The organism is Paenisporosarcina sp. HGH0030 (genome assembly GCF_000411295.1).
GTDB lineage: Bacteria > Bacillota > Bacilli > Bacillales_A > Planococcaceae > Paenisporosarcina.
The window spans coordinates 101,948-122,249 of record NZ_KE150422.1 but is presented as its reverse complement, the minus strand read 5'-3'; the positions used below and the strand labels follow the sequence as shown (position 1 = coordinate 122,249).

The window sequence follows — 20,302 nt, the reverse complement described above, 5'->3', positions numbered from 1 at the left end:
TCGGAGGCATTAATTGGAGAAAAAACACAAACAACTCGCGAATGAAAACATCGTCTCGTTTATTCCTACAGGCGAATATTATTATCAAAAAGCGTTAGTAGCTCTGAATCGTGAGCATTTTGAAAAAGCGCATAAATATTTGAGACGTGCAGCGGAACTGAGTCCTGATGATCCGCTTATTTTAATGCAATACGCAATTGTGGAAATGGAAGTGGAAAAATACGACCATGCCCTAGAATTATTGCAAAGTGCGTACAGTCTTGATCCAAATGAAAGTGAAATTGTTTTCTTCTTGGCCGAAGTCAATGCTCATCTCGGTTTTCTTTCGGATGCCCATAAGTATGCCAAACAGTATATTGAATTGGATATGACGGGAGCTTACGCTGAGGAAGCGATGGAGATCATTGATTTCTCGGAACAAGAAGACTGGCCGTTATTTGAAGATGATAATATCGGAAGCGAAATTTTAGTCATTCAAGAAAAAGCAAGACGGATGATGGAACAAGGAAACTTTGAGAAGGCAATTGAAGTTTTGGAGAATTTGATTGAAGAAAATCCGGATTTCTGGGCTGCATTCAACAATTTGGCGCTTGCTTATTTTTATATCGGTGAAGTCGATCAAGCAAAAGCTTTATTACATAAAGTGTTGGAAGAAAACACAGGGAATTTGCATGCATTGTGTAATTTGGCAGTCGTTCATTATTACGAAAAAAATGAGCAGGAACTCTCTTATCTTTTGAATTTACTCGGGAAAATCCAACCGTATATGCTGGAACACCGCTACAAGCTGGGTGCAACTTTTGCTTTGGTTGGTAAATATGAAGATGCGTATAAATGGTTACGTTCACTTCAAAAACGCGGATACGAGGGCGACCCTGGCTTTTATTTCTGGTTGTCACATTCTGCATACTTTTCGGGACATGAAAAAGAAGCTCGTCAATACTGGAAACAACTGATTCAAATTGATCCCGAAAAACACGGACTGGAACCTTGGGCTGGCCAAAAAGAAGGCGAATCTTTAGATGGCATGGAGCACAATCGTGATTTTATTGTAGAAAAGCTTGAAAATGCGTATCGCAGTGAGCGAATGTTCGGTTTGTTTTTGTTGGGTAAGACTGCACATAAACAAGAAATTATCGCTCATCCTGAATGGGTAAATGTAGAAACGTACTCTACGATGGAAAAATGGTTGTTGGCCCATGCCCTTGGGCACGAATTTGAAACTAGTCGACTTGCTGAACGTTCTTTTTTAAGAGCGGTCGAAGCAACAGAAGTGCTGTACCGGAAAAATCACCCGTTAACAATTGACGGATCATTCCTCTTTCAAATGTGGTTTGTGTTAATTGAGCGTGGTATTGATAAAGGCTATGCCTTTAAAAACCCTAAGGCTTTAGCGGCCGCTGCGGATTATATGTTCCAATCATCACGTTCACAAGGCATTACAAAAAAAGCACTAGCGGAACGCTATGAGATTACCACACCAACCATCACAAAATATGTAAATGAACTTATTCAATTTTTACCGCTTTTTGATACTTAAGCAAAAAAGTTGAATGACTTGCATGAATCTTATACGATTTGTGATAGAAGGGTTTAGGAGGTATTTTTAATGACTGAAGAAAAAATTTATGATGTTGTGATTATCGGGGCTGGTCCTGCAGGTATGACAGCAGCTGTATATACATCACGAGGAAATTTATCGACTTTAATGATTGAACGTGGCATTCCAGGTGGCCAAATGGCAAATACTGAGGAAGTTGAAAACTATCCCGGTTTCGAACATATTTTAGGACCTGAACTTTCAACGAAAATGTTTGAACATGCCAAGAAATTCGGTGCGGAGTACGCATACGGAGATGTACAGGAAATCACTGATGGTGAAGCGTTCAAGACAATTAAAGCGGGTGGGAAAGAATATAAAGCCCGTTCAATCATCATCACAACCGGTGCTGAATATAAGAAAATGGGAATTCCAGGCGAAACTGAACTGGGTGGACGTGGAGTAAGTTACTGTGCGGTCTGCGATGGCGCATTCTTTAGAAATAAAGAATTAGTCGTTGTAGGAGGCGGAGATTCTGCTGTGGAAGAAGGCGTGTATTTAACACGTTTTGCTAGCAAAGTAACGATTGTTCACCGTCGTGATGAACTTCGTGCACAAAAAATCCTACAAGAACGTGCGTTTGCAAATGAAAAAATCGACTTCATCTGGAACCATACTGTGAAATCGATTAACGATGAAAATGGCAAAGTCGGAAGCGTGACATTGGCATCAACAGTAGATGATTCGGAACAGGAATTTAAAGCGAACGGTGTATTTATTTACATCGGAATGCTTCCATTGACAAAACCATTTGCTCAATTAGGTATCCTGAACGAAATGGGGTATATCTTAACAAACGAACAAATGGAAACGAGCATCCCTGGTATCTTTGCTGCTGGAGATGTCCGTGAAAAAACGTTACGTCAAATTGTAACGGCAACAGGTGATGGCAGTATCGCTGCACAGGCTGCACAGCATTATATCGAAGAATTACACGAAAAATTAAGCATTAAGGCTTAATTTTAATCAATCTTTAATCCATCTGTAATACCCTTGCAACAATAAAGGTGTATATTAAGGATAGTAAATTGACCCCCTTTTTATAGCAACATTTTGAAAGGCTGTTTCTCGGTGCAAATCGATGAAACAGCCTCTTTTTTTGCCGTTTGGAAAGGGGGTTGAAAGTGTATGGACAGAAAGTGCTTCGAACTGGACAGAAAATCAAGTTAACCGGTCAGAAAACGTCTTTGAGTGGTCAATAACGGTTCTGAATGGTCAGATATTCAATAACAATGGTCAAAACTCTTGAAAACAACTTGCCATGATGTCATTCCGATCACTAGACGAGCTTTCCGCTTTTCTTTTTTGCATACTTTTTGATATGCCATCCTTCAAAGTTGTATAATAGAATAAGTGAGTTTATTTGGATGTGGAGTGTCGAATGTGCAGCGTATAGCAAATTTAATTGTTTTGAAAGATCAACAGGTTCTTTTATTGAAAAAACCACGTAGAAATTGGTATGTAGCCCCTGGCGGGAAAATGGAAGCAGGCGAGTCCATTTACAGCGCGGCCATTCGTGAATTTCAAGAGGAAACCAACACCGTACCTGTCAAACCTCATTTAAAAGGCGTTTATACGATGATCGTACAAGACGAACAGCAGATCGAAAATGAGTGGATGCTCTTTACATTTGTGTCGCATGATTTAGAAGGTATTCCATTTGAAGTAACAAAAGAAGGAATTTTGGAGTGGCATCCTGTGGAAGCCTTGGCACATTTGCCAATGGCAGAAGGAGATCGTACGAACTTACAATTTGCTGTATCAGGACAAGGGGTTCAATACGGGACATTTGTTTACACCCATGATTTTGATTTGATTAAACAAGATATACAAGCGTCATATGAGGGAGAGAAGCAATGATGGAATCAAAACAAACTCAGGATTCGGAATTGGTCATCATTACCGGCATGTCTGGCGCAGGGAAAACAGTTGCCATTCAAAGTTTCGAAGATCTAGGGTTTTTCTGTATCGATAACTTGCCACCAGCTTTATTAATGACGTTTTTAAAATTAATGAAGGAATCAGGAAAAGACATGAATCGGATTGCTGCGGTAATGGATATGCGTGGCGGAGATTTATTCGATTCGTTGATTGGTGCTCTCGATGAAATGGCGCAAGGGAATTTATGTACACCAAAAATTTTATTCCTGGAAGCGGACGATGAAACTCTGGTCAGACGCTATAAAGAAACACGGCGTTCACATCCGCTCGCTCCTGAAGGCTTACCTTTAGAGGGGATTGCAAAAGAACGTTTGTTGCTTTCTGAGTTGAAAGGAAGAGCTCAATTCATTTACAACACCTCAACCCTGAAACCGAAAGATCTTCGTGAAAAAATACAAGAAGAGTTTTCTTCAATAGGAAGCTCTACATTTACTGTAAACGTCATGTCATTCGGTTTTAAACATGGCTTACCGATTGATGCGGATTTAGTATTTGATGTACGATTCTTGCCAAATCCTTATTATATAGAAGATTTGCGTCCGAAAACCGGCTTGGATTCTGATGTATCTGGTTATGTGTTGAAATGGCCGGAAACCCAAATATTAATTGAAAAACTGACTGATTTACTGACTTACATGATTCCTCAATATAAACGAGAAGGAAAACGCCAGCTCGTCATTGCATTTGGTTGTACCGGTGGGCAACACCGTTCCGTAACCCTTACGGAATACTATGCGAAATTGTTCCAACAAGATTATCAAACTGTAATTACGCATCGCGATATTAAACATAGAAAGGGCTGATGGAATGGCACGTTCCAAACGCCGGAAACGAATCGTCATAATCGGCGGGGGGACGGGTCTATCCACGTTGTTGCGAGGATTAAAGAAATTCCCGGTCGATATCACTGCAATTGTTACAGTTGCAGATGATGGAGGCAGCTCAGGCAGACTCCGCGACGATTACGATATTCCGCCTCCGGGAGATATTCGAAAAGTAATGGCTGCATTATCAGATGTAGAGCCTTTAGTTGAAGAAATGTTCCAATATCGTTTCAGTCAATCTGATGATTTAGGTGGACATTCACTAGGTAATTTAATGTTAACAGCGTTGACAGATATAACTGGTGACTTTTCGCATGCGATTCGGGAAATGAGTCGCGTATTAAATGTTCATGGTACTGTATTGCCAGCTGCGAATCAGACAATCACCCTTCATGCAGAACTGGACGACGGGACCATTGTTACGGGAGAATCAAAGATTCCTACATACAATCAACGCATTCATCGTGTCTTTCTGACACCCAATGATGTGGAACCGCTTCCAGATACGATTAAAGCAATTTGCAAAGCTGATTTACTCGTATTTGGACCAGGAAGTTTATATACTAGTATTTTGCCCAATTTATTGGTTCAAGGAATTCAAAAAGCAATACTCGAATCGAAGGTACCAAACGTATACATTTGCAACTTGATGACACAAGCTGGAGAGACATTGAACTATTCAGCGGCTGATCATGTCCGTGCATTGATGTTGCATATGGGTGCGCCGTTTATTCAGACGATTTTACTTAACACGGATGAAGTTCCATTATCCGTTCAAGAAATTTATGCACAAGAACAGTCTATGCCGGTGAGTTATGACGAATCAAGATTAAATCAATTAGGAATAACAGTGGTCAAAAAAGATATTGCGACCATCCAGGATGGAGCCATTCGTCATGACGCAACCAAAGTTGCGGAATGGCTGGTCCATTATGCGGAAGATAAGGAAAATGCAATCAAGCAATCATTTATCTAACTTTCGCTCGAAAGGGGGAAATATATATGTCATTTGCATCTGAAACAAAAAAAGAAATGACGCAGGCTGACATAACACCTTGTTGCGCGAAAGCAGAACTATCTGCACTCATCCGCATGAATGGTGCGCTTTCATTTGCGAACCGAAGTTTGAGTTTGGATGTACAAACCGAGAATGCAGCGATTGCCAGACGTTTATATACATTGATGAAAGAATTGTACCCGTACCAAGTAGAACTATTGGTACGAAAAAAGATGCGCTTGAAAAAAAACAATGTATATATTTGTCGGGTGCGAGATGGGTCAAAAGCTTTGCTGGAAGATTTGAAAATCATTACAGAAGACTTTCAGTTCAATCATACAATTTCAGCTGAACTGGTTAAAAAGAATTGTTGCAAGCGGGCGTATTTGCGTGGTGCATTCCTGGCTGGTGGCTCAGTCAATAATCCGGAAACCTCTGCATACCATTTGGAAGTTTATTCGCTATATAAAGACCATAGTGATGCACTTGTTAATTTAATGAATGGCTTTGGATTGAATGCTAAAACAATTGAACGTAAAAAAGGGTTTGTGACCTATTTAAAAGAAGCTGAAAAAATATCGGATTTTTTAAGTATTACCGGAGCTCATCACGCATTATTGAAATTTGAAGATGTCCGCATTGTCCGCGATATGCGAAATAGCGTAAATCGTCTCGTCAATTGTGAAACTGCCAATCTCAATAAAACAATTGGCGCATCCATACGACAAGTGGAAAATATTCGTTATATTGATAATGTCATGGGAATTGATCAATTGCCTGAAAAGCTGAGGGAAGTAGCAAGATTGCGTGTTGAGTACACAGATGTCACGCTTAAAGAGCTTGGCGAAATGGTTTCAACAGGTACAATCAGTAAATCAGGCATTAATCACCGATTACGTAAGCTTGATGAAATTGCTGATGGACTTCGCGGTGGCGTTGCGTTCGATAAAGTGAAAAGATAGTTGTGAGAATGACTCATTTCAGCTAACATAAAAAACAATACATGAACGGACAGAGATTAGGGGGGCATGAACTAATGACGGAAAATCAAGTACAAGTTGAATTGAAATCAGGATTACAGGCAAGACAGGCTGCTCTTTTTGTGCAAGAAGCAAATCGTTACCAAGCAGATGTATATCTGCAAAAAGACGATAAAAAAGTAAATGCAAAAAGTATTATGGGCATAATGAGCCTAGCCATCAGCAAAGGATCATCAGTTACAATCAGTGCTGAAGGATCAGATGAAGAACAGGCGGTTGAAGGACTAATCGCCATGATTCAAAAAGAAAATTAAAATCAAAAACCTTCGACGATCTGTCGAAGGTTTTTTTATGGACAAAATTCATCAAGTTCACAATGTTTCACTTAACTATTGCTACTTTTCGATAAATCTAGTAAATTACTCAGTCCCAATAGATTTACGAGAATACTATGGGTTATAGCTACAATACAATTTAATTTTAAATAATAGGGGCATAAAAGCGACGATGACTATTCATGGTTTTTTCGAATGTTATTAAAAAATGGGATAAAAATCTTAATAGGAAAGGGGGAAATAGAAATGATTAAAATAGCATGGTCTGCAGGACATGGATTGACTACTGCAGGGAAACGGTCGCCAAATGATGAAAAAGAATGGACATTCAATAACAAAGTGGTTCTGTCAGGCATGGCACATCTGGATAAATATGAAGGTGTTCTACAAATGCGGGTCGACGATCCCAGCGGAAAAACGGATATACCCTTAGCGTCTCGCACTGATATGGCAAATGCTTGGAAAGCTGATATGTACATCAGCTGTCACCATAATGCTCTTGGAGGGCAATGGGGAAATCATGGAGGAATCGAAACCTACGTAATGGAGCCGGCAAACAATAATCCATCTTCACTCAAACTGGCCAATTCCATTCATCCGAAAGTAGTGAAAGCGATGGGGTTGAGGGATCGCGGTGTGAAATCTGCCAACTTTCATGAATTGCGGGAGACAGTTATGCCAGCAGTACTAGTAGAAGGTGGTTTTATGGATAGTCTCACGGATATCGTAAAAATGCGTGATGACAGTTATTTGAAAGCACACGGTGTAGCAATCGCTCAAGGTATCGCGGAGAGTTTCGGACTGAAAATGAAAGAAGTTATTGATTCTTCTGGTAAGGAGGAAACGAAGTTTTTCAATACAGGTTCAATATCATTAAATAATGAATTTAAAAATATGTTGACCAAGGCGCGTGAACAAGGCGTAATTGAATCCAATCATTGGGAGAAAAAGGCTGAGGAGGGAAGCTTGACAGAATCTGAAGCGATTGGATTAACTGCAATTGTGTTAAAACGGTTGCTCTTGGATAAAATATAAAAAATTCACAGTTTTGAATGGGTGAAAATTTTGTAATGAAAAGCCACTGATGCAAAAAAGGTTGTTACTCGCAGATTTCCATTCTTTGTGGAAGTTAAAGTGATCCATTGTCTGAATGAATGAATATAAATAAAAAAACCGACCCATACGTCTTTTAACGTTTGGGACGGTTTCCTTTTGACGCCCTCGGAGGGAATCGAACCCCCATCTCAAGAACCGGAATCTTACGTGTTATCCATTGCACCACGAGGGCAAGCGACTTACCTATTATACAAATAGTAGGCAAACAATTCAACTGTACTTTTTTATGCATAATATTTGACCTTCCTTGACCAACTTGTATATTATAAAGGAACAACCGAGTACAATAGATGATACTCGGGATGTACGAAAATTATTTTAAGCTTGAAGGGGGCATTTCCATGAATTTAATTCCTACAGTTATTGAACAAACAAGCCGCGGAGAGCGCGCTTATGACATCTACTCACGTTTATTAAAAGACCGAGTGATTATGCTTGGAAGCGGCATTGATGATAATGTTGCAAACTCCATCGTGGCACAATTACTTTTCCTAGAAGCTGAAGATCCAGAAAAAGATATTTCTATTTACATCAACAGCCCAGGTGGAAGTATCACGGCGGGTATGGCGATTTTTGACACAATGCATTTCATCAAACCGGACGTGCAAACAATTTGTATCGGGATGGCAGCTTCAATGGGCGCATTCTTGCTTGCGGCTGGAACAAAAGGTAAACGTTATGCTTTACCGAATGCTGAAGTCATGATTCACCAACCACTTGGTGGAGCACAAGGGCAAGCGACTGAAATTGAAATCGCTGCAAAACGCATTTTATTCTTGCGTGAAAAATTAAACGGTATCTTGTCAGAACGTACAGGTCAACCGATTGATGTCATCGCAAAAGATACGGACCGCGACAACTTCATGACAGCTGAGCGTGCGAAAGACTATGGTCTTGTTGATCACATTATTTCTCGCAGTGAATTGAAAAAATCATAATAACCAAAGCTACAGTGACTTTTATAGTCATTGTAGCTTTTTTGTTTATGGCTATGATTAAGGATACTGTAACGAAAGAGTGCATTTCCGGATAACTTAAAAGCACGAGCCGGTATAGGCCAATCAAGGAAGTGCTGGCGGTGGCGGTGTGGGACCGGGTTCACGTGGACGCGGCGCTTGTCGTGGTTTTTAAATGAGGGTACAGAAAGCGGCTTAAGACAGCCACTTGTTTTTTTATAAATTTATGACGTGCAATTGTGGAAAATAGAGTACAATTCTGGATATCAAGATGTTAAAGACGTGAAAGGAAGATGGATAATGAACGTACAATTTTATTCTCGCCCGAACTGTACTTTGTGTGAAGACGCACGAATGATGCTACAACTTGTAAAAGAAGATGTTGAATTACATATAGAAGAAATCAATATTGAAGACAATGATGACATCCATGAAAAGTACTTACTCCGCATTCCAGTAATCGAAAGCAACGGAGTGGTCATTCAGGAAGGACGGATTGATTATCCTACGTTATTAGAGGCGTTTACATCGTAAACGTCTTTTTTATTTGCTCTTTTTTTAGAAAAGGAGTATATTATTATTAAGGTGGGACATAAAATGATGTAGTGGGACAAAAAACGTCCAACCACTTTTCAGAAGGAGAATGCAATGAATCAATTACTTGGAGCACAACAAAAATTGTTACCGGAAATGACTGCGCTTCTCCAAAAAAGATATCGTTTATTGATGACCATCCAGTTAACTGCTGGAATTGGTCGCAGAGCCCTTAGTGAAATCGTTCACTCAACCGAACGGGAGACAAGAAGAGAGCTTGACATTTTACGAGCACAAGGATTAATACATGTGCTTGCAAATGGAATGGAAATTACGCATGAAGGTAAAGATGTTTTAGATAGCTTGAAAAATTTAGTACACGAATGGTCTGGATTAAGTGAACTGGAAAAACAACTTGAGAAGAGTTTCAAGTTAAGTCGCGTAATCATCGTGCCTGGAGATAGCGAAAAAGAAAGTCAAGCGAAGTCATTGATTGGTCAGGAAGCTGCAAAGCAACTGGAGCAATTATCAAAAGAGCTTGATATTGTCGCTGTAACGGGTGGAAGTACGATTGCTGCCATTACGAATCACTTGTCGGTGCACATCAAACCAAAGAATCTAGTGTTTGTGGCAGCGCGGGGAGGAATCGGGGAAAATGTGGAACTGCAAGCGAATCATATTGCATCTGCATTTGCCGCACAAGCCAGTGGTACTTCCAGAACACTATACTTACCTGATCATTTAAGTGAAGCTGCATATAAGACCATGATAAAAGAGCCTGTCATTAAGGAAATGATGGACTTATATGATCACACGAACATTGTCATTCATGGTATCGGTGATGCAAAAGAAATGGCTAAACGACGCAACTCAAGCCTTGAGGAACTGGATATCATTTCAGGGAAACAGGCTGTGGGAGAAGCGTTTGGATACTATTTCAATGAGCAAGGCAAAGCAGTCCATCGGATTCGGACAGTTGGAATACAATTAAAACAACTGAATCAAGTGAAGCATTTACTAGCAGTAGCTGGTGGAGCATCAAAAGCTTCTGCCATGCTTTCATATTTAAAGCATGCACCAAATCAGACCGTATTGATTACGGATGAAGGTGCAGCGAAGAAATTAACTCAACTTATGAGTAATGAAAATTAGGAGGAACTATAAATGACTTTAAAATTAGCGATTAACGGATTTGGACGTATTGGGCGAGTGGTATTCCGCGAGGCATTACAACGTGATGGAGTGGAAGTAGTAGCAATTAACGACTTAACTGATGCAGCGATGTTAGCTCATTTACTGAAATACGATTCAATTCACGGCGTTTTTGATGCTGATGTTTCTTCTGAAGGTGAATACTTAATCGTCAATGGTAAACAAGTACGTGTGTATGCAGAAAAAGACCCATCGGTATTGCCTTGGAAAGACCTTGAAATCGATATCGTAATCGAATCAACAGGAATCTTCCGTGATGAAAAAACTGCAGGCAAACATATCGAAGCGGGTGCGAAAAAAGTTATCGTTTCTTCTCCTGGTAAAGGAAGTATGCCGACATTCGTTATGGGAGTTAACCACGAGTCTTATAACGCAGATTCGGATAATGTTGTATCAAATGCTTCATGTACTACAAACAGTTTGGCACCAGTGGCAAAAGTACTTCATGAAAGCTTTGGTATCAAACGTGGGATGATGACAACAATTCATTCTTATACTAATGATCAACGTATTTTAGATTTACCACATGAAGACTACCGTCGCGCACGTGCAGCTGCTGAATCAATGATTCCAACATCTACAGGCGCTGCAGCTGCAGTTTCACTAGTTCTTCCTGAATTAAAAGGCAAATTAGATGGTATGGCTGTTCGCGTGCCAACACCAAACGTATCACTTGTTGATTTAGTAGTTGAGCTTGAAAAAGATGTAACGACTGAAGAAGTAAACTCAGCACTTAAAACTGCTTCTGATAATGAACTTAAGGGTTACTTAGAATATAACGAGTTACCATTAGTATCTCGTGACTATAACGGTAACGCTGCTTCATCAACTGTTGATGGATTGTCTACAATGGTTCTTGAGAAAAACATGGTAAAAGTATTGTCTTGGTATGATAACGAAACAGGCTACTCTACTCGTTGTATCGACCTTGCATTACACATGGCTAGCAAAGGTTTATAAGGCGTTTAAGTTCTTGAGCTATAGTAGCGAATATTGTCATTAACCTCTATAATAAAGTAGGGTAAAAGGAACGGAGGTACCCTCCGTTCCTTATTTTTTTAATTTTTGGAGGAGGAGATTCTTCATGAAACAAAAACAGACAATGCAACAGCTCGAATTAGCAGGAAAACGCGTATTTTGCCGGGTGGATTTCAACGTCCCGATGGAAGATGGCAAAATTACTGATGATACACGCATACGTGCAGCACTTCCAACGATTCAACTATTGATGGAAAAGGGTGCGAAAGTAATTTTGGCGAGCCATATGGGCCGTCCAAAAGGAGAAGTCACTGAAGAGTTACGCTTGACTGAAGTCGGTAAACATTTAAGTGAGCTATTACATAAGCCTGTTCAAAAACTGGACGAGTCAGTCGGCGCGTCGGTTGAAGAAGCAATTGCCGGAATGGAAGACGAAGACATTGTATTGCTTGAAAATGTCCGTTTCCATAAGGGTGAAGAAAAAAATGATCAACAATTGGCTGAGCAATTCGCGAAGCTTGCAGATGTGTTTGTAAACGATGCTTTTGGAGCTGCGCACCGCGCTCATGCTTCAACAGAAGGTATTGCTAAGCACATTCCAGCAGTTTCTGGTTTGTTGATGGAAAAAGAATTGGATGTACTAGGTAAAGCATTATCGGAACCCGACCGTCCATTTACAGCGATTATTGGTGGAGCAAAAGTAAAAGACAAAATCGGTGTAATTGATCATTTATTGGATAAAGTGGACAACCTTATTATCGGTGGAGGCTTATCTTATACATTTTCTAAAGCACAAGGCAATGATATTGGGAAATCTTTGCTTGAAGAAGACAAAATTGATTTAGCCAAATCATTTATCGATAAAGCGAAAGAAAAAGGCGTGAATTTATTCTTGCCGATAGACGTTGTCGTAGCAAATGAATTTTCAAAAGATGCCGAAACAAAAGTTGTCGCAATCGATTCGATTCCTTCTGATTGGATGGGTCTTGATATCGGACCAAAAACAACAGCTCAATATGCGGATGTCATTGCCAATTCGAAACTGATTATTTGGAATGGACCAATGGGCGTATTTGAAATGGCACCATTTGCGGAAGGCACGAAAGGTGTTGCAAATGCTATGGCCGAAACACAGGGGTATACAGTAATCGGCGGCGGCGATTCAGCCGCGGCTGTTGAAAAATTCGATGTTGCAGAAAAAATGGATCACATTTCGACTGGTGGCGGAGCTTCATTAGAGTTCATGGAAGGTAAAGACTTACCTGGAGTCATAGCTCTGAACGATCAAAACTAAGGAGGAATTCGTATGAGAAAACCCATTATTGCTGGCAACTGGAAAATGTATAAAACGTTATCTGAAGCAAAACAATTTGCAGAAGAAGTAAAAGGGTTGGCTCCGGATTCTGTGAAAGTGGATACGGTTATTTGTGCACCTGCCCTTTTTCTGGAGTCATTGAAACAAATCGTATCGGATTCTAACGTACATGTAGGCGCACAGACGATGCACTTTGAAACAGAAGGCGCTTTTACAGGAGAAGTCAGTCCTGTCCAATTAGCGGATTTAGGTGTTGACTATGTTATTTTAGGACATTCAGAACGCCGTGAATACTTCAACGAAACAGACGAAGCGGTGAATAAGAAAGCACATGCAGCTTTTGCCCATTCTTTAACGCCAATTATTTGTGTAGGTGAAACACTCGAAGAGCGTGAAGCTGGAAACACCACATCTAAGGTTGAAGGCCAAGTAGAGAAAGCACTTGCAGATTTAACTGAAGAACAAGTAAAACAGTCCGTCATCGCGTATGAGCCAATCTGGGCAATTGGTACTGGCAAAACTGCGACATCTGAAAACGCAAATGAAGTATGTGGCGCCATCCGTGCGAAAGTGGAGTCATTATACGGACAATCGGTAGCTGAAGCTCTTCGCATCCAGTACGGTGGCTCTGTAAAACCTGAAAATATTGATGAATTGTTAAGAATGGAGCATATTGATGGAGCTCTAGTAGGTGGGGCAAGCTTACAGCCTTCTTCTTTCCTGAAATTGTTGGAGGCTGGTGCCAATGTCTAAATCACCAGTTGCCTTGATTATTCTTGACGGTTTTGCACTGCGTAATGAAGTTTTTGGCAATGCAGTGGCACAAGCAAAAAAGCCAAATTTCGATCGCTATTGGAATCAATATCCCCATGCATCGTTGATTGCGGCGGGAAATTCAGTGGGACTTCCTGAAGGTCAAATGGGCAATTCAGAAGTTGGACATCTAAATATTGGAGCAGGACGGATTGTTTATCAAAACTTGACCCGTATCCATAAATCGATTTCCGATGGCGATTTCTTTGACAACGCTGCATTTTTAGAAGCCATTGAACACGTTAAAGTACATGGCTCAAAATTACATTTGATGGGCTTATTATCGGATGGAGGCGTCCATTCACATTATGAACATTTGTTTGCTCTGTTAGTGGTGGCGAAGAATAATGGACTGGATGAAGTTTTTGTACATGGATTCCTCGATGGGCGAGATGTCGGACCTACAACAGCCATCAACTATATTGAAAAAACCGAGCGTCAAATGGCGGAAATCGGAATCGGTAAGTTCGCAACTATTAGTGGACGTTATTTTGCAATGGACCGCGATCGTCGCTGGGAGCGAGTAGAGAAAACATATCGTGCGCTCGTCGATGGTGTAGGTGAAACAGCTGCGTCAGCTGTGGTGGGAGTAAAGGCTTCCTACGATAGTAACGTAGTGGATGAGTTTGTATTGCCGACTGTTATTGAAAATCATGGACAACCAGTTGCAACGATTGATTCACAGGACGCGGTCATTTTCTTCAATTTCAGACCTGACCGTGCAATTCAATTATCGTCTGTTTTTACCAATCCAAGATGTGAAACAACATTTCCTTTAAGCGTGAAGCATCCAACAGATTTGAAGTTTGTGACTTTTACTGCTTACAGTGATGAAGTTGTGGCTACAGTTGCTTACGAAAGTGATAACTTACTGAACACGGTTGGAGAAGTTCTTTCTGCAAACGGAAAAACACAATTACGCATTGCTGAAACAGAAAAATATCCACATGTAACTTTCTTTATGAGTGGCGGACGGGAAGAACGGTTCCCTGGTGAAGAACGAATTCTCATCAATTCACCTAAAGTGGCGACATACGATTTACAACCAGAAATGAGCGCTTATGAAGTGACGGATGCATTATTGCAGGCTATTGACTCCGATCGTTTTGATGGAATCATACTAAACTTTGCCAATCCGGATATGGTGGGGCATAGTGGAATGCTCGAACCGACGATTCGTGCAATCGAAGTGGTTGACGAATGTTTAGGTCGAATTGTGGATGCCTTGCTAGCTAAAGGTGGAGCGGCCATTATCACAGCAGATCATGGGAATTCTGACGAGGTCTTAACGATCGAAGGAACACCGATGACTGCACACACGACAAATCCGGTGCCTGTCATCGTCACGAAATCAGGCGTTACCTTACGAGACGATGGCATTTTAGCCGATTTGGCGCCAACCATGTTACACTTATTAGGAATTAATCAACCACCTGAAATGACAGGTGAAACATTAGTGAAAGCTGAGGAGATTTAAACATGCCAATTATTACACAAGTACAAGCTCGCGAAGTATTGGATTCACGTGGTAATCCCACAATCGAAGTAGAAGTATTCACGGAAAGCGGCGCATTCGGCCGTGCAATCGTACCTTCAGGTGCTTCCACTGGTGAACATGAAGCCGTTGAACTTCGTGATGGAGACAAAGGTCGCTACCTTGGTAAAGGTGTGTTAAAAGCTGTTGAAAACGTTAACGATATCATTGCAGCTGAAATCGAAGAGAACTTCTCTGTTTTGGATCAAGTATCGATCGATCAGGCGATGATTGAATTAGATGGTACTGACAATAAAGGGAAACTTGGCGCTAACGCAATTCTTGGTGTATCAATTGCTGCTGCTCATGCTGCTGCAGATTACTTGGATATTCCACTTTATCAATACTTGGGTGGATTCAACGCGAAGCAACTTCCAGTTCCGATGATGAACATCCTTAACGGTGGAGCACACGCAGATAACAATGTTGATATCCAGGAATTCATGGTTATGCCTGTTGGAGCAGAATCTTTCCGTCATGCACTACGTATGGGTGCTGAAATTTTCCATAGCCTGAAATCCGTGCTACATGAAAAAGGATTGAACACTGCAGTTGGTGATGAAGGTGGATTTGCACCGAACTTAGCTTCTAATGAAGAAGCTCTTACAACAATCTTGACTGCTATTGAAAAAGCAGGTTACAAACCTGGTGAAGAAGTCTTGCTTGCAATGGACGTAGCTTCTTCTGAGTTCTTTAATAAAGAAGATGGTAAATACCACTTGGCTGGCGAAGGCATCGTGAAAACATCTGAGGAAATGGTTGCTTGGTATGAAGAGCTTTGCAACAAATACCCAATCGTTTCAATAGAAGATGGTTTGGACGAAAACGACTGGGCTGGTCATAAATTACTGACTGAGCGTTTGGGCGACCGCGTTCAATTAGTAGGAGACGACTTGTTTGTAACGAACACAACGAAACTTTCACGCGGAATCGAAGAAGGCGTTGGCAACTCGATCTTAATCAAAGTTAACCAAATCGGTACATTGACTGAAACATTTGATGCGATCGAAATGGCGAAGCGTGCTGGCTATACTACTGTTATTTCACATCGTTCAGGTGAATCTGAAGATGCAACGATTGCTGATATCGCTGTAGCAACAAATGCAGGCCAAATCAAAACGGGTGCACCATCACGTTCTGATCGTGTGGCAAAATACAACCAATTGCTTCGTATCGAAGACCAATTGTATGACACTGCAAAATATTTAGGACTAAAAACGTTTTATAACTTGAAAAAATAATTGGAAAGCCCGCACACCTTTTTCATTTAGGTGTGCGGCTTTTTTTATTTGGCTTTTTTATAAAATTAGGTGTTTATCGTACATTTGCGCTTGCAATATTCTTTCTTTGTCTAACTTAAAGCGCCATTCTGGAATTAGATTCAGTCCATTATGCGATAGGTTATTTTTCGAATCTCTCCAGCAAAATATGGAGTCAAATTATAAAGGTGCTATACACATTTTCTGCAAGATTCTATCATATTATCAGATAATCTGACAGAATTCTTATTCTATTTCTCTTAACTTATTGTGCTTATCTCTATTATTTGGTAAAATAGTTATTGTTGTGATGTTTCTGATCGGAGGTGGAACAAATGCATGCGTTTTTACTGACTTTACTCGTCATCGTTTCGCTAGCATTAATCGTTGTTGTGTTGTTACAATCAGGGAAAAGTGCAGGTTTATCAGGTGCCATCTCTGGCGGAGCTGAGCAACTTTTCGGTAAGCAAAAAGCAAGAGGTATTGATCTTGTCTTGCACCGTGTAACGATTGTATTAGCTGTATTATTTTTTATTTTGGCAATTGCCGTAACAAAATTATAATCAACACATACGAATCGCCTGACCGACTGAATTGGTTAGGCGTTTTCTTATTCCATGAAATGATGGGAAAAGTTGGATGTCATAATTAAAAACATTATTTAGATACATACTGATTGAATGATGTGTTTTGTAAAGGAGAGGTTTTTTTAATGCGAATTGCGCAACCCAAACCGTTCTTTTTTGAAGCGGGTAAAAGAGCCGTATTATTGTTGCATGGATTTACTGGGAACTCATCAGATGTACGCATGCTTGGCCGTTTTTTAGAAAAGAATGGCTACACATCATTGGCTCCTCATTATAAAGGGCATGGTGTTCCACCAGAAGAATTGATTCAAAGTGGACCTGCTGATTGGTGGAAAGATGTCATGCGTGGCTATGATCAATTGAAGGCTGCTGGATACGAAGAAATTGCTGTGGCAGGTTTATCATTAGGTGGTGTCTTTTCACTGAAATTAGGGTATACCGTTCCTGTAAAGGGTATCGTGACGATGTGTGCACCAATGTCCATGAAGACTACTGAACTCATGTATGAAGGTGTATTGAAATATGCGAGGGATTATAAGCGCTATGAAGGAAAAGACACATCACTTATCGAAGAAGAAGTAGAAGCACTTCAAAAGACTTCGATGGATTCACTACCTGAATTACGAAAACTCGTGTATAACGTTCGTGATCATGTGGATCATGTCTATGCACCACTTTTTGTTGTGCAAGGCCGTCAAGATAGTGTTATTGACGTGGACTCGGCTAATATTATATATAATCAGGCGGAATCATTTGAAAAGCAGATTAAATGGTACGAACAATCAGGCCATGTAATTACACTTGATCAGGAAAAAGAGCAATTGCACGAAGATATTTTAGAATTTTTACAATCACTTGACTGGCATGTGTAAAAATTGCCATGCACGCACACGCTGATAGAAGGAGGGATGAATCATGGAACAATCTTTAGAAGAACAATTATTCGCGATATTACGAGAAGAAGATTATAAACCAATGACCGTTCAGGAATTAGAATCAAAGCTTGAGCTGGAGTATTCCGAGGAATTTAAGGAATTAGTGAAGACGCTTGCCCGATTAGAAACACAAGGCGATGTCATCCGCTCTAGATCGAACCGTTATGGACTCCCGCAACAAATGAATTTATTAAAAGGTAAGTTCATTGGACATCCAAGAGGATTTGGGTTTGTTTCACCGGAAGAAGAAGGCATGGATGATATTTTCATTCCACCAACAGAAATCAATGGAGCAATGAATGGAGATAGCGTTTTAGTTCGTGTTTCGAGCTCAAGCTCAGGCGATAGACGTGAAGGCTCGATTACCAAAATTACAGAACGTGGCATCACGAAAGTGGTCGGACAGTTCCAAGATAATAAAGGCTTCGGCTTTGTACTTCCGGACGATAAAAAAATCTCAATGGATATTTTCATTGCGAAAGAAGATACACTTGGCGCGATGGAAGGACATAAAGTAGTTGTAGAAATTACTGGATGGCCAGAAGGTCGTAAATCAGCAACGGGTATGGTTACACAAATTCTTGGACATAAAAATGATCCTGGTGTCGATATTTTATCCATTATCCATAAGCATGGAATCGAAACGGAATTCCCGAAACTAGTATTGGATCAAGCTAATGCAGTGCCTGATGAAATCACTGAAGCGGACTTGGAAGGTCGACGTGATCTTCGAAATGAAGTTATCGTGACGATTGATGGAGCAGATGCAAAAGACTTGGATGACGCCGTTACAGTCACGAAGAATGCAGATGGAACATACAAGCTCGGAGTTCATATTGCAGACGTTAGTCACTATGTAACTGATGGTTCGCCAATGGATACCGAAGCCTATGAACGCGCAACGAGTGTCTATTTGACTGACCGTGTAATCCCAATGCTTCCACACCGTCTTTCTAACGGAATTTGTTCATTGAATCCAAAAGTGGACCGTTTGACATTATCTTGTGAAATGGTGATTGATGGCAGCGGGAAAGTCGTATCACATGAAATCTTCCAAAGTGTCATCAAAACAACAGAACGTATGACATACACGGATGTTTTCAAGATTGTCGAAGAAAAAGATGAAGCACTAATCGAACGCTACCGTGATTTGGTTCCAATGTTCGAACTAATGGCAGAATTGGCTGAAGTTTTACGCCAAAAACGTGCAGACCGCGGTGCGATTGATTTCGACTTCAAGGAATCAAAAATTTTGGTGGACGAGGATGGATGGCCAACGGATGTTGTCATTCGTGAACGTACGATCGCTGAGCGCTTGATTGAAGAATTCATGCTGGCTGCGAACGAAACAGTTGCAGAGCATTTCCACTGGATGGATGTACCATTCATTTACCGTATTCACGAAGATCCAAAACCTGAGAAGCTTCAACGTTTCTTCGAATTCATTACAAATTTCGGCATCGTGGTAAAAGGTTCGGGTAATGAAATCCATCCACGTGCGTTACAGGAAATCGTAGAGTCAATCGAAGGACTACCAGAAGAACCGGTTATTTCAACGATGATGTTACGTTCAATGCAACAAGCGAAGTATCATGCGGAAAGTTTAGGACATTTCGGATTATCGACGGACTACTATACGCATTTCACTTCACCGATTCGCCGTTATCCGGATTTAATCGTTCACCGATTAATTCGAACATATTTAATTAATGGAGATGTTTCAAAACCAACAGTGGCTCATTGGGGTGCAGTGATGGATGAAATTGCTGACCATACTTCTGGACGTGAACGCCGTGCTGTTGATGCAGAGCGGGATACAGAATCATTGAAGAAAGCACAATACATGGCTGATAAGATTGGTGAAGAGTTTGAAGGAATCGTCAGCTCTGTAACAAACTTTGGTATGTTTATCGAACTTCAGAATACAATTGAAGGACTCGTGCATGTAAGTAATATGACAGATGACTATTATCGATTTGATGATCGTCAGATGATGATGATTGGTGAAAGAGCAGGAAAACAATTCCGAATCGGGGATGAAGTTACGGTTCGTGTGACATCTGTTAAACCTGAAGAGTCTGCCATCGACTTTGAAATTGTCGGTATGGTCAAAACTTTCAACCGTCCTCCTCGCAAGGAAACGCCGAAAGTCATTCATGCGAAACGAAAAGAAGGGGCAGGAAGAGGTAAATCTTCTGCTGATAAATCATCGCCAGGACCAAAAAAAGGCGTGAATCAAAAGAAAAAGTTTTATGAAGACATTGCCAAGAAAAATAAAAGCAGTCGTAAGCGTAAGAAAAAGTAAGTAATCGGAGCGGCGGATAGCCGCTCCACAAAGCTAATAAAATATAAAATTATGTTATGTCTAGCTCCAAGCGCCAGCCTA

The 20,302-nt window shown here is 40.6% G+C and carries 19 protein-coding genes and 1 tRNA gene; 19 read left to right on the top strand and 1 reads right to left on the bottom strand.

Annotated elements, in window-relative coordinates:
- The first annotated feature begins 13 nt into the window (after positions 1–13).
- The 8 genes from HMPREF1210_RS12675 to HMPREF1210_RS12640 all read left to right on the top strand — a co-directional run bounded on the left by HMPREF1210_RS12675 (position 14) and on the right by HMPREF1210_RS12640 (position 7,712).
- Positions 14–1,540 carry a lipopolysaccharide assembly protein LapB gene (locus HMPREF1210_RS12675; RefSeq protein WP_016429091.1) on the top strand — a complete coding sequence of 509 codons (1,527 nt, stop codon included), beginning with the start codon at positions 14–16 and terminating at the stop codon, positions 1,538–1,540.
- Positions 1,541–1,609: 69 nt separating this feature from the next.
- Positions 1,610–2,560, top strand: coding sequence for a thioredoxin-disulfide reductase (gene trxB / locus HMPREF1210_RS12670; RefSeq protein ID WP_016429090.1), 951 nt, complete (start codon positions 1,610–1,612; stop codon positions 2,558–2,560).
- 423 nt (positions 2,561–2,983) lie between these two features.
- Entirely contained in the window at positions 2,984–3,460 is a 477-nt protein-coding gene (locus HMPREF1210_RS12665; RefSeq protein WP_016429089.1) for an 8-oxo-dGTP diphosphatase, read from the top strand.
- Positions 3,457–4,344, top strand: a complete 888-nt coding sequence (gene rapZ / locus HMPREF1210_RS12660; RefSeq protein ID WP_016429088.1) for an RNase adapter RapZ — start codon at positions 3,457–3,459, stop codon at positions 4,342–4,344. Before HMPREF1210_RS12665 ends, rapZ begins: the two co-directional genes overlap by 4 nt.
- A gap of 4 nt (positions 4,345–4,348) precedes the next feature.
- On the top strand, positions 4,349–5,341 hold the full coding sequence (yvcK, locus tag HMPREF1210_RS12655) for a YvcK family protein (RefSeq protein ID WP_016429087.1): 993 nt from the start codon (positions 4,349–4,351) through the stop codon (positions 5,339–5,341).
- A gap of 26 nt (positions 5,342–5,367) precedes the next feature.
- The gene (gene whiA / locus HMPREF1210_RS12650; RefSeq protein ID WP_016429086.1) at positions 5,368–6,324 is read left to right on the top strand and encodes a DNA-binding protein WhiA; all 957 of its coding nucleotides are present in this window, start codon (positions 5,368–5,370) and stop codon (positions 6,322–6,324) included.
- Between the two features lie 74 nt (positions 6,325–6,398).
- Positions 6,399–6,656, top strand: a complete 258-nt coding sequence (locus HMPREF1210_RS12645) for an HPr family phosphocarrier protein (RefSeq protein ID WP_016429085.1) — start codon at positions 6,399–6,401, stop codon at positions 6,654–6,656.
- Positions 6,657–6,923: 267 nt separating this feature from the next.
- Positions 6,924–7,712, top strand: a complete 789-nt coding sequence (locus tag HMPREF1210_RS12640; protein ID WP_016429084.1) for an N-acetylmuramoyl-L-alanine amidase — start codon at positions 6,924–6,926, stop codon at positions 7,710–7,712.
- Between the two features lie 181 nt (positions 7,713–7,893).
- Here the strand turns inward: HMPREF1210_RS12640 and HMPREF1210_RS12635 are convergent.
- Positions 7,894–7,965: transfer RNA gene (locus HMPREF1210_RS12635), tRNA-Arg, on the bottom strand.
- Positions 7,966–8,134: 169 nt separating this feature from the next.
- Between HMPREF1210_RS12635 and clpP the strand changes: the two genes are divergently transcribed.
- From clpP to rnr, 11 genes are all read left to right on the top strand, one after another.
- Entirely contained in the window at positions 8,135–8,731 is a 597-nt protein-coding gene (gene clpP, locus HMPREF1210_RS12630) for an ATP-dependent Clp endopeptidase proteolytic subunit ClpP (protein ID WP_016429083.1), read from the top strand.
- A gap of 318 nt (positions 8,732–9,049) precedes the next feature.
- Positions 9,050–9,283 (top strand): glutaredoxin family protein, encoded by a 234-nt coding sequence (locus HMPREF1210_RS12625; RefSeq protein ID WP_016429082.1) that lies wholly within the window; start codon positions 9,050–9,052, stop codon positions 9,281–9,283.
- A 114-nt stretch (positions 9,284–9,397) separates the two neighbouring features.
- Positions 9,398–10,435, top strand: coding sequence for a sugar-binding transcriptional regulator (locus HMPREF1210_RS12620; RefSeq protein WP_016429081.1), 1,038 nt, complete (start codon positions 9,398–9,400; stop codon positions 10,433–10,435).
- A 12-nt stretch (positions 10,436–10,447) separates the two neighbouring features.
- On the top strand, positions 10,448–11,455 hold the full coding sequence (gene gap / locus HMPREF1210_RS12615; RefSeq protein WP_016429080.1) for a type I glyceraldehyde-3-phosphate dehydrogenase: 1,008 nt from the start codon (positions 10,448–10,450) through the stop codon (positions 11,453–11,455).
- A 124-nt stretch (positions 11,456–11,579) separates the two neighbouring features.
- Positions 11,580–12,767, top strand: coding sequence for a phosphoglycerate kinase (gene pgk, locus HMPREF1210_RS12610; protein ID WP_016429079.1), 1,188 nt, complete (start codon positions 11,580–11,582; stop codon positions 12,765–12,767).
- A gap of 12 nt (positions 12,768–12,779) precedes the next feature.
- On the top strand, positions 12,780–13,541 hold the full coding sequence (tpiA, locus tag HMPREF1210_RS12605) for a triose-phosphate isomerase (RefSeq protein ID WP_016429078.1): 762 nt from the start codon (positions 12,780–12,782) through the stop codon (positions 13,539–13,541).
- Positions 13,534–15,078, top strand: coding sequence for a 2,3-bisphosphoglycerate-independent phosphoglycerate mutase (gene gpmI / locus HMPREF1210_RS12600; RefSeq protein WP_016429077.1), 1,545 nt, complete (start codon positions 13,534–13,536; stop codon positions 15,076–15,078). The genes tpiA and gpmI overlap by 8 nt, the downstream gene beginning before the upstream one ends.
- 2 nt (positions 15,079–15,080) lie before the next feature.
- Complete coding sequence (gene eno, locus HMPREF1210_RS12595; protein ID WP_016429076.1) at positions 15,081–16,376, top strand: phosphopyruvate hydratase; 1,296 nt, start codon at positions 15,081–15,083, stop codon at positions 16,374–16,376.
- Between the two features lie 353 nt (positions 16,377–16,729).
- Positions 16,730–16,957 (top strand): preprotein translocase subunit SecG, encoded by a 228-nt coding sequence (gene secG / locus HMPREF1210_RS12590; RefSeq protein ID WP_016429075.1) that lies wholly within the window; start codon positions 16,730–16,732, stop codon positions 16,955–16,957.
- Between the two features lie 149 nt (positions 16,958–17,106).
- Entirely contained in the window at positions 17,107–17,853 is a 747-nt protein-coding gene (locus tag HMPREF1210_RS12585) for a carboxylesterase (RefSeq protein WP_016429074.1), read from the top strand.
- Between the two features lie 43 nt (positions 17,854–17,896).
- Complete coding sequence (gene rnr / locus HMPREF1210_RS12580; RefSeq protein WP_016429073.1) at positions 17,897–20,221, top strand: ribonuclease R; 2,325 nt, start codon at positions 17,897–17,899, stop codon at positions 20,219–20,221.
- Positions 20,222–20,302 lie beyond the last annotated feature (81 nt).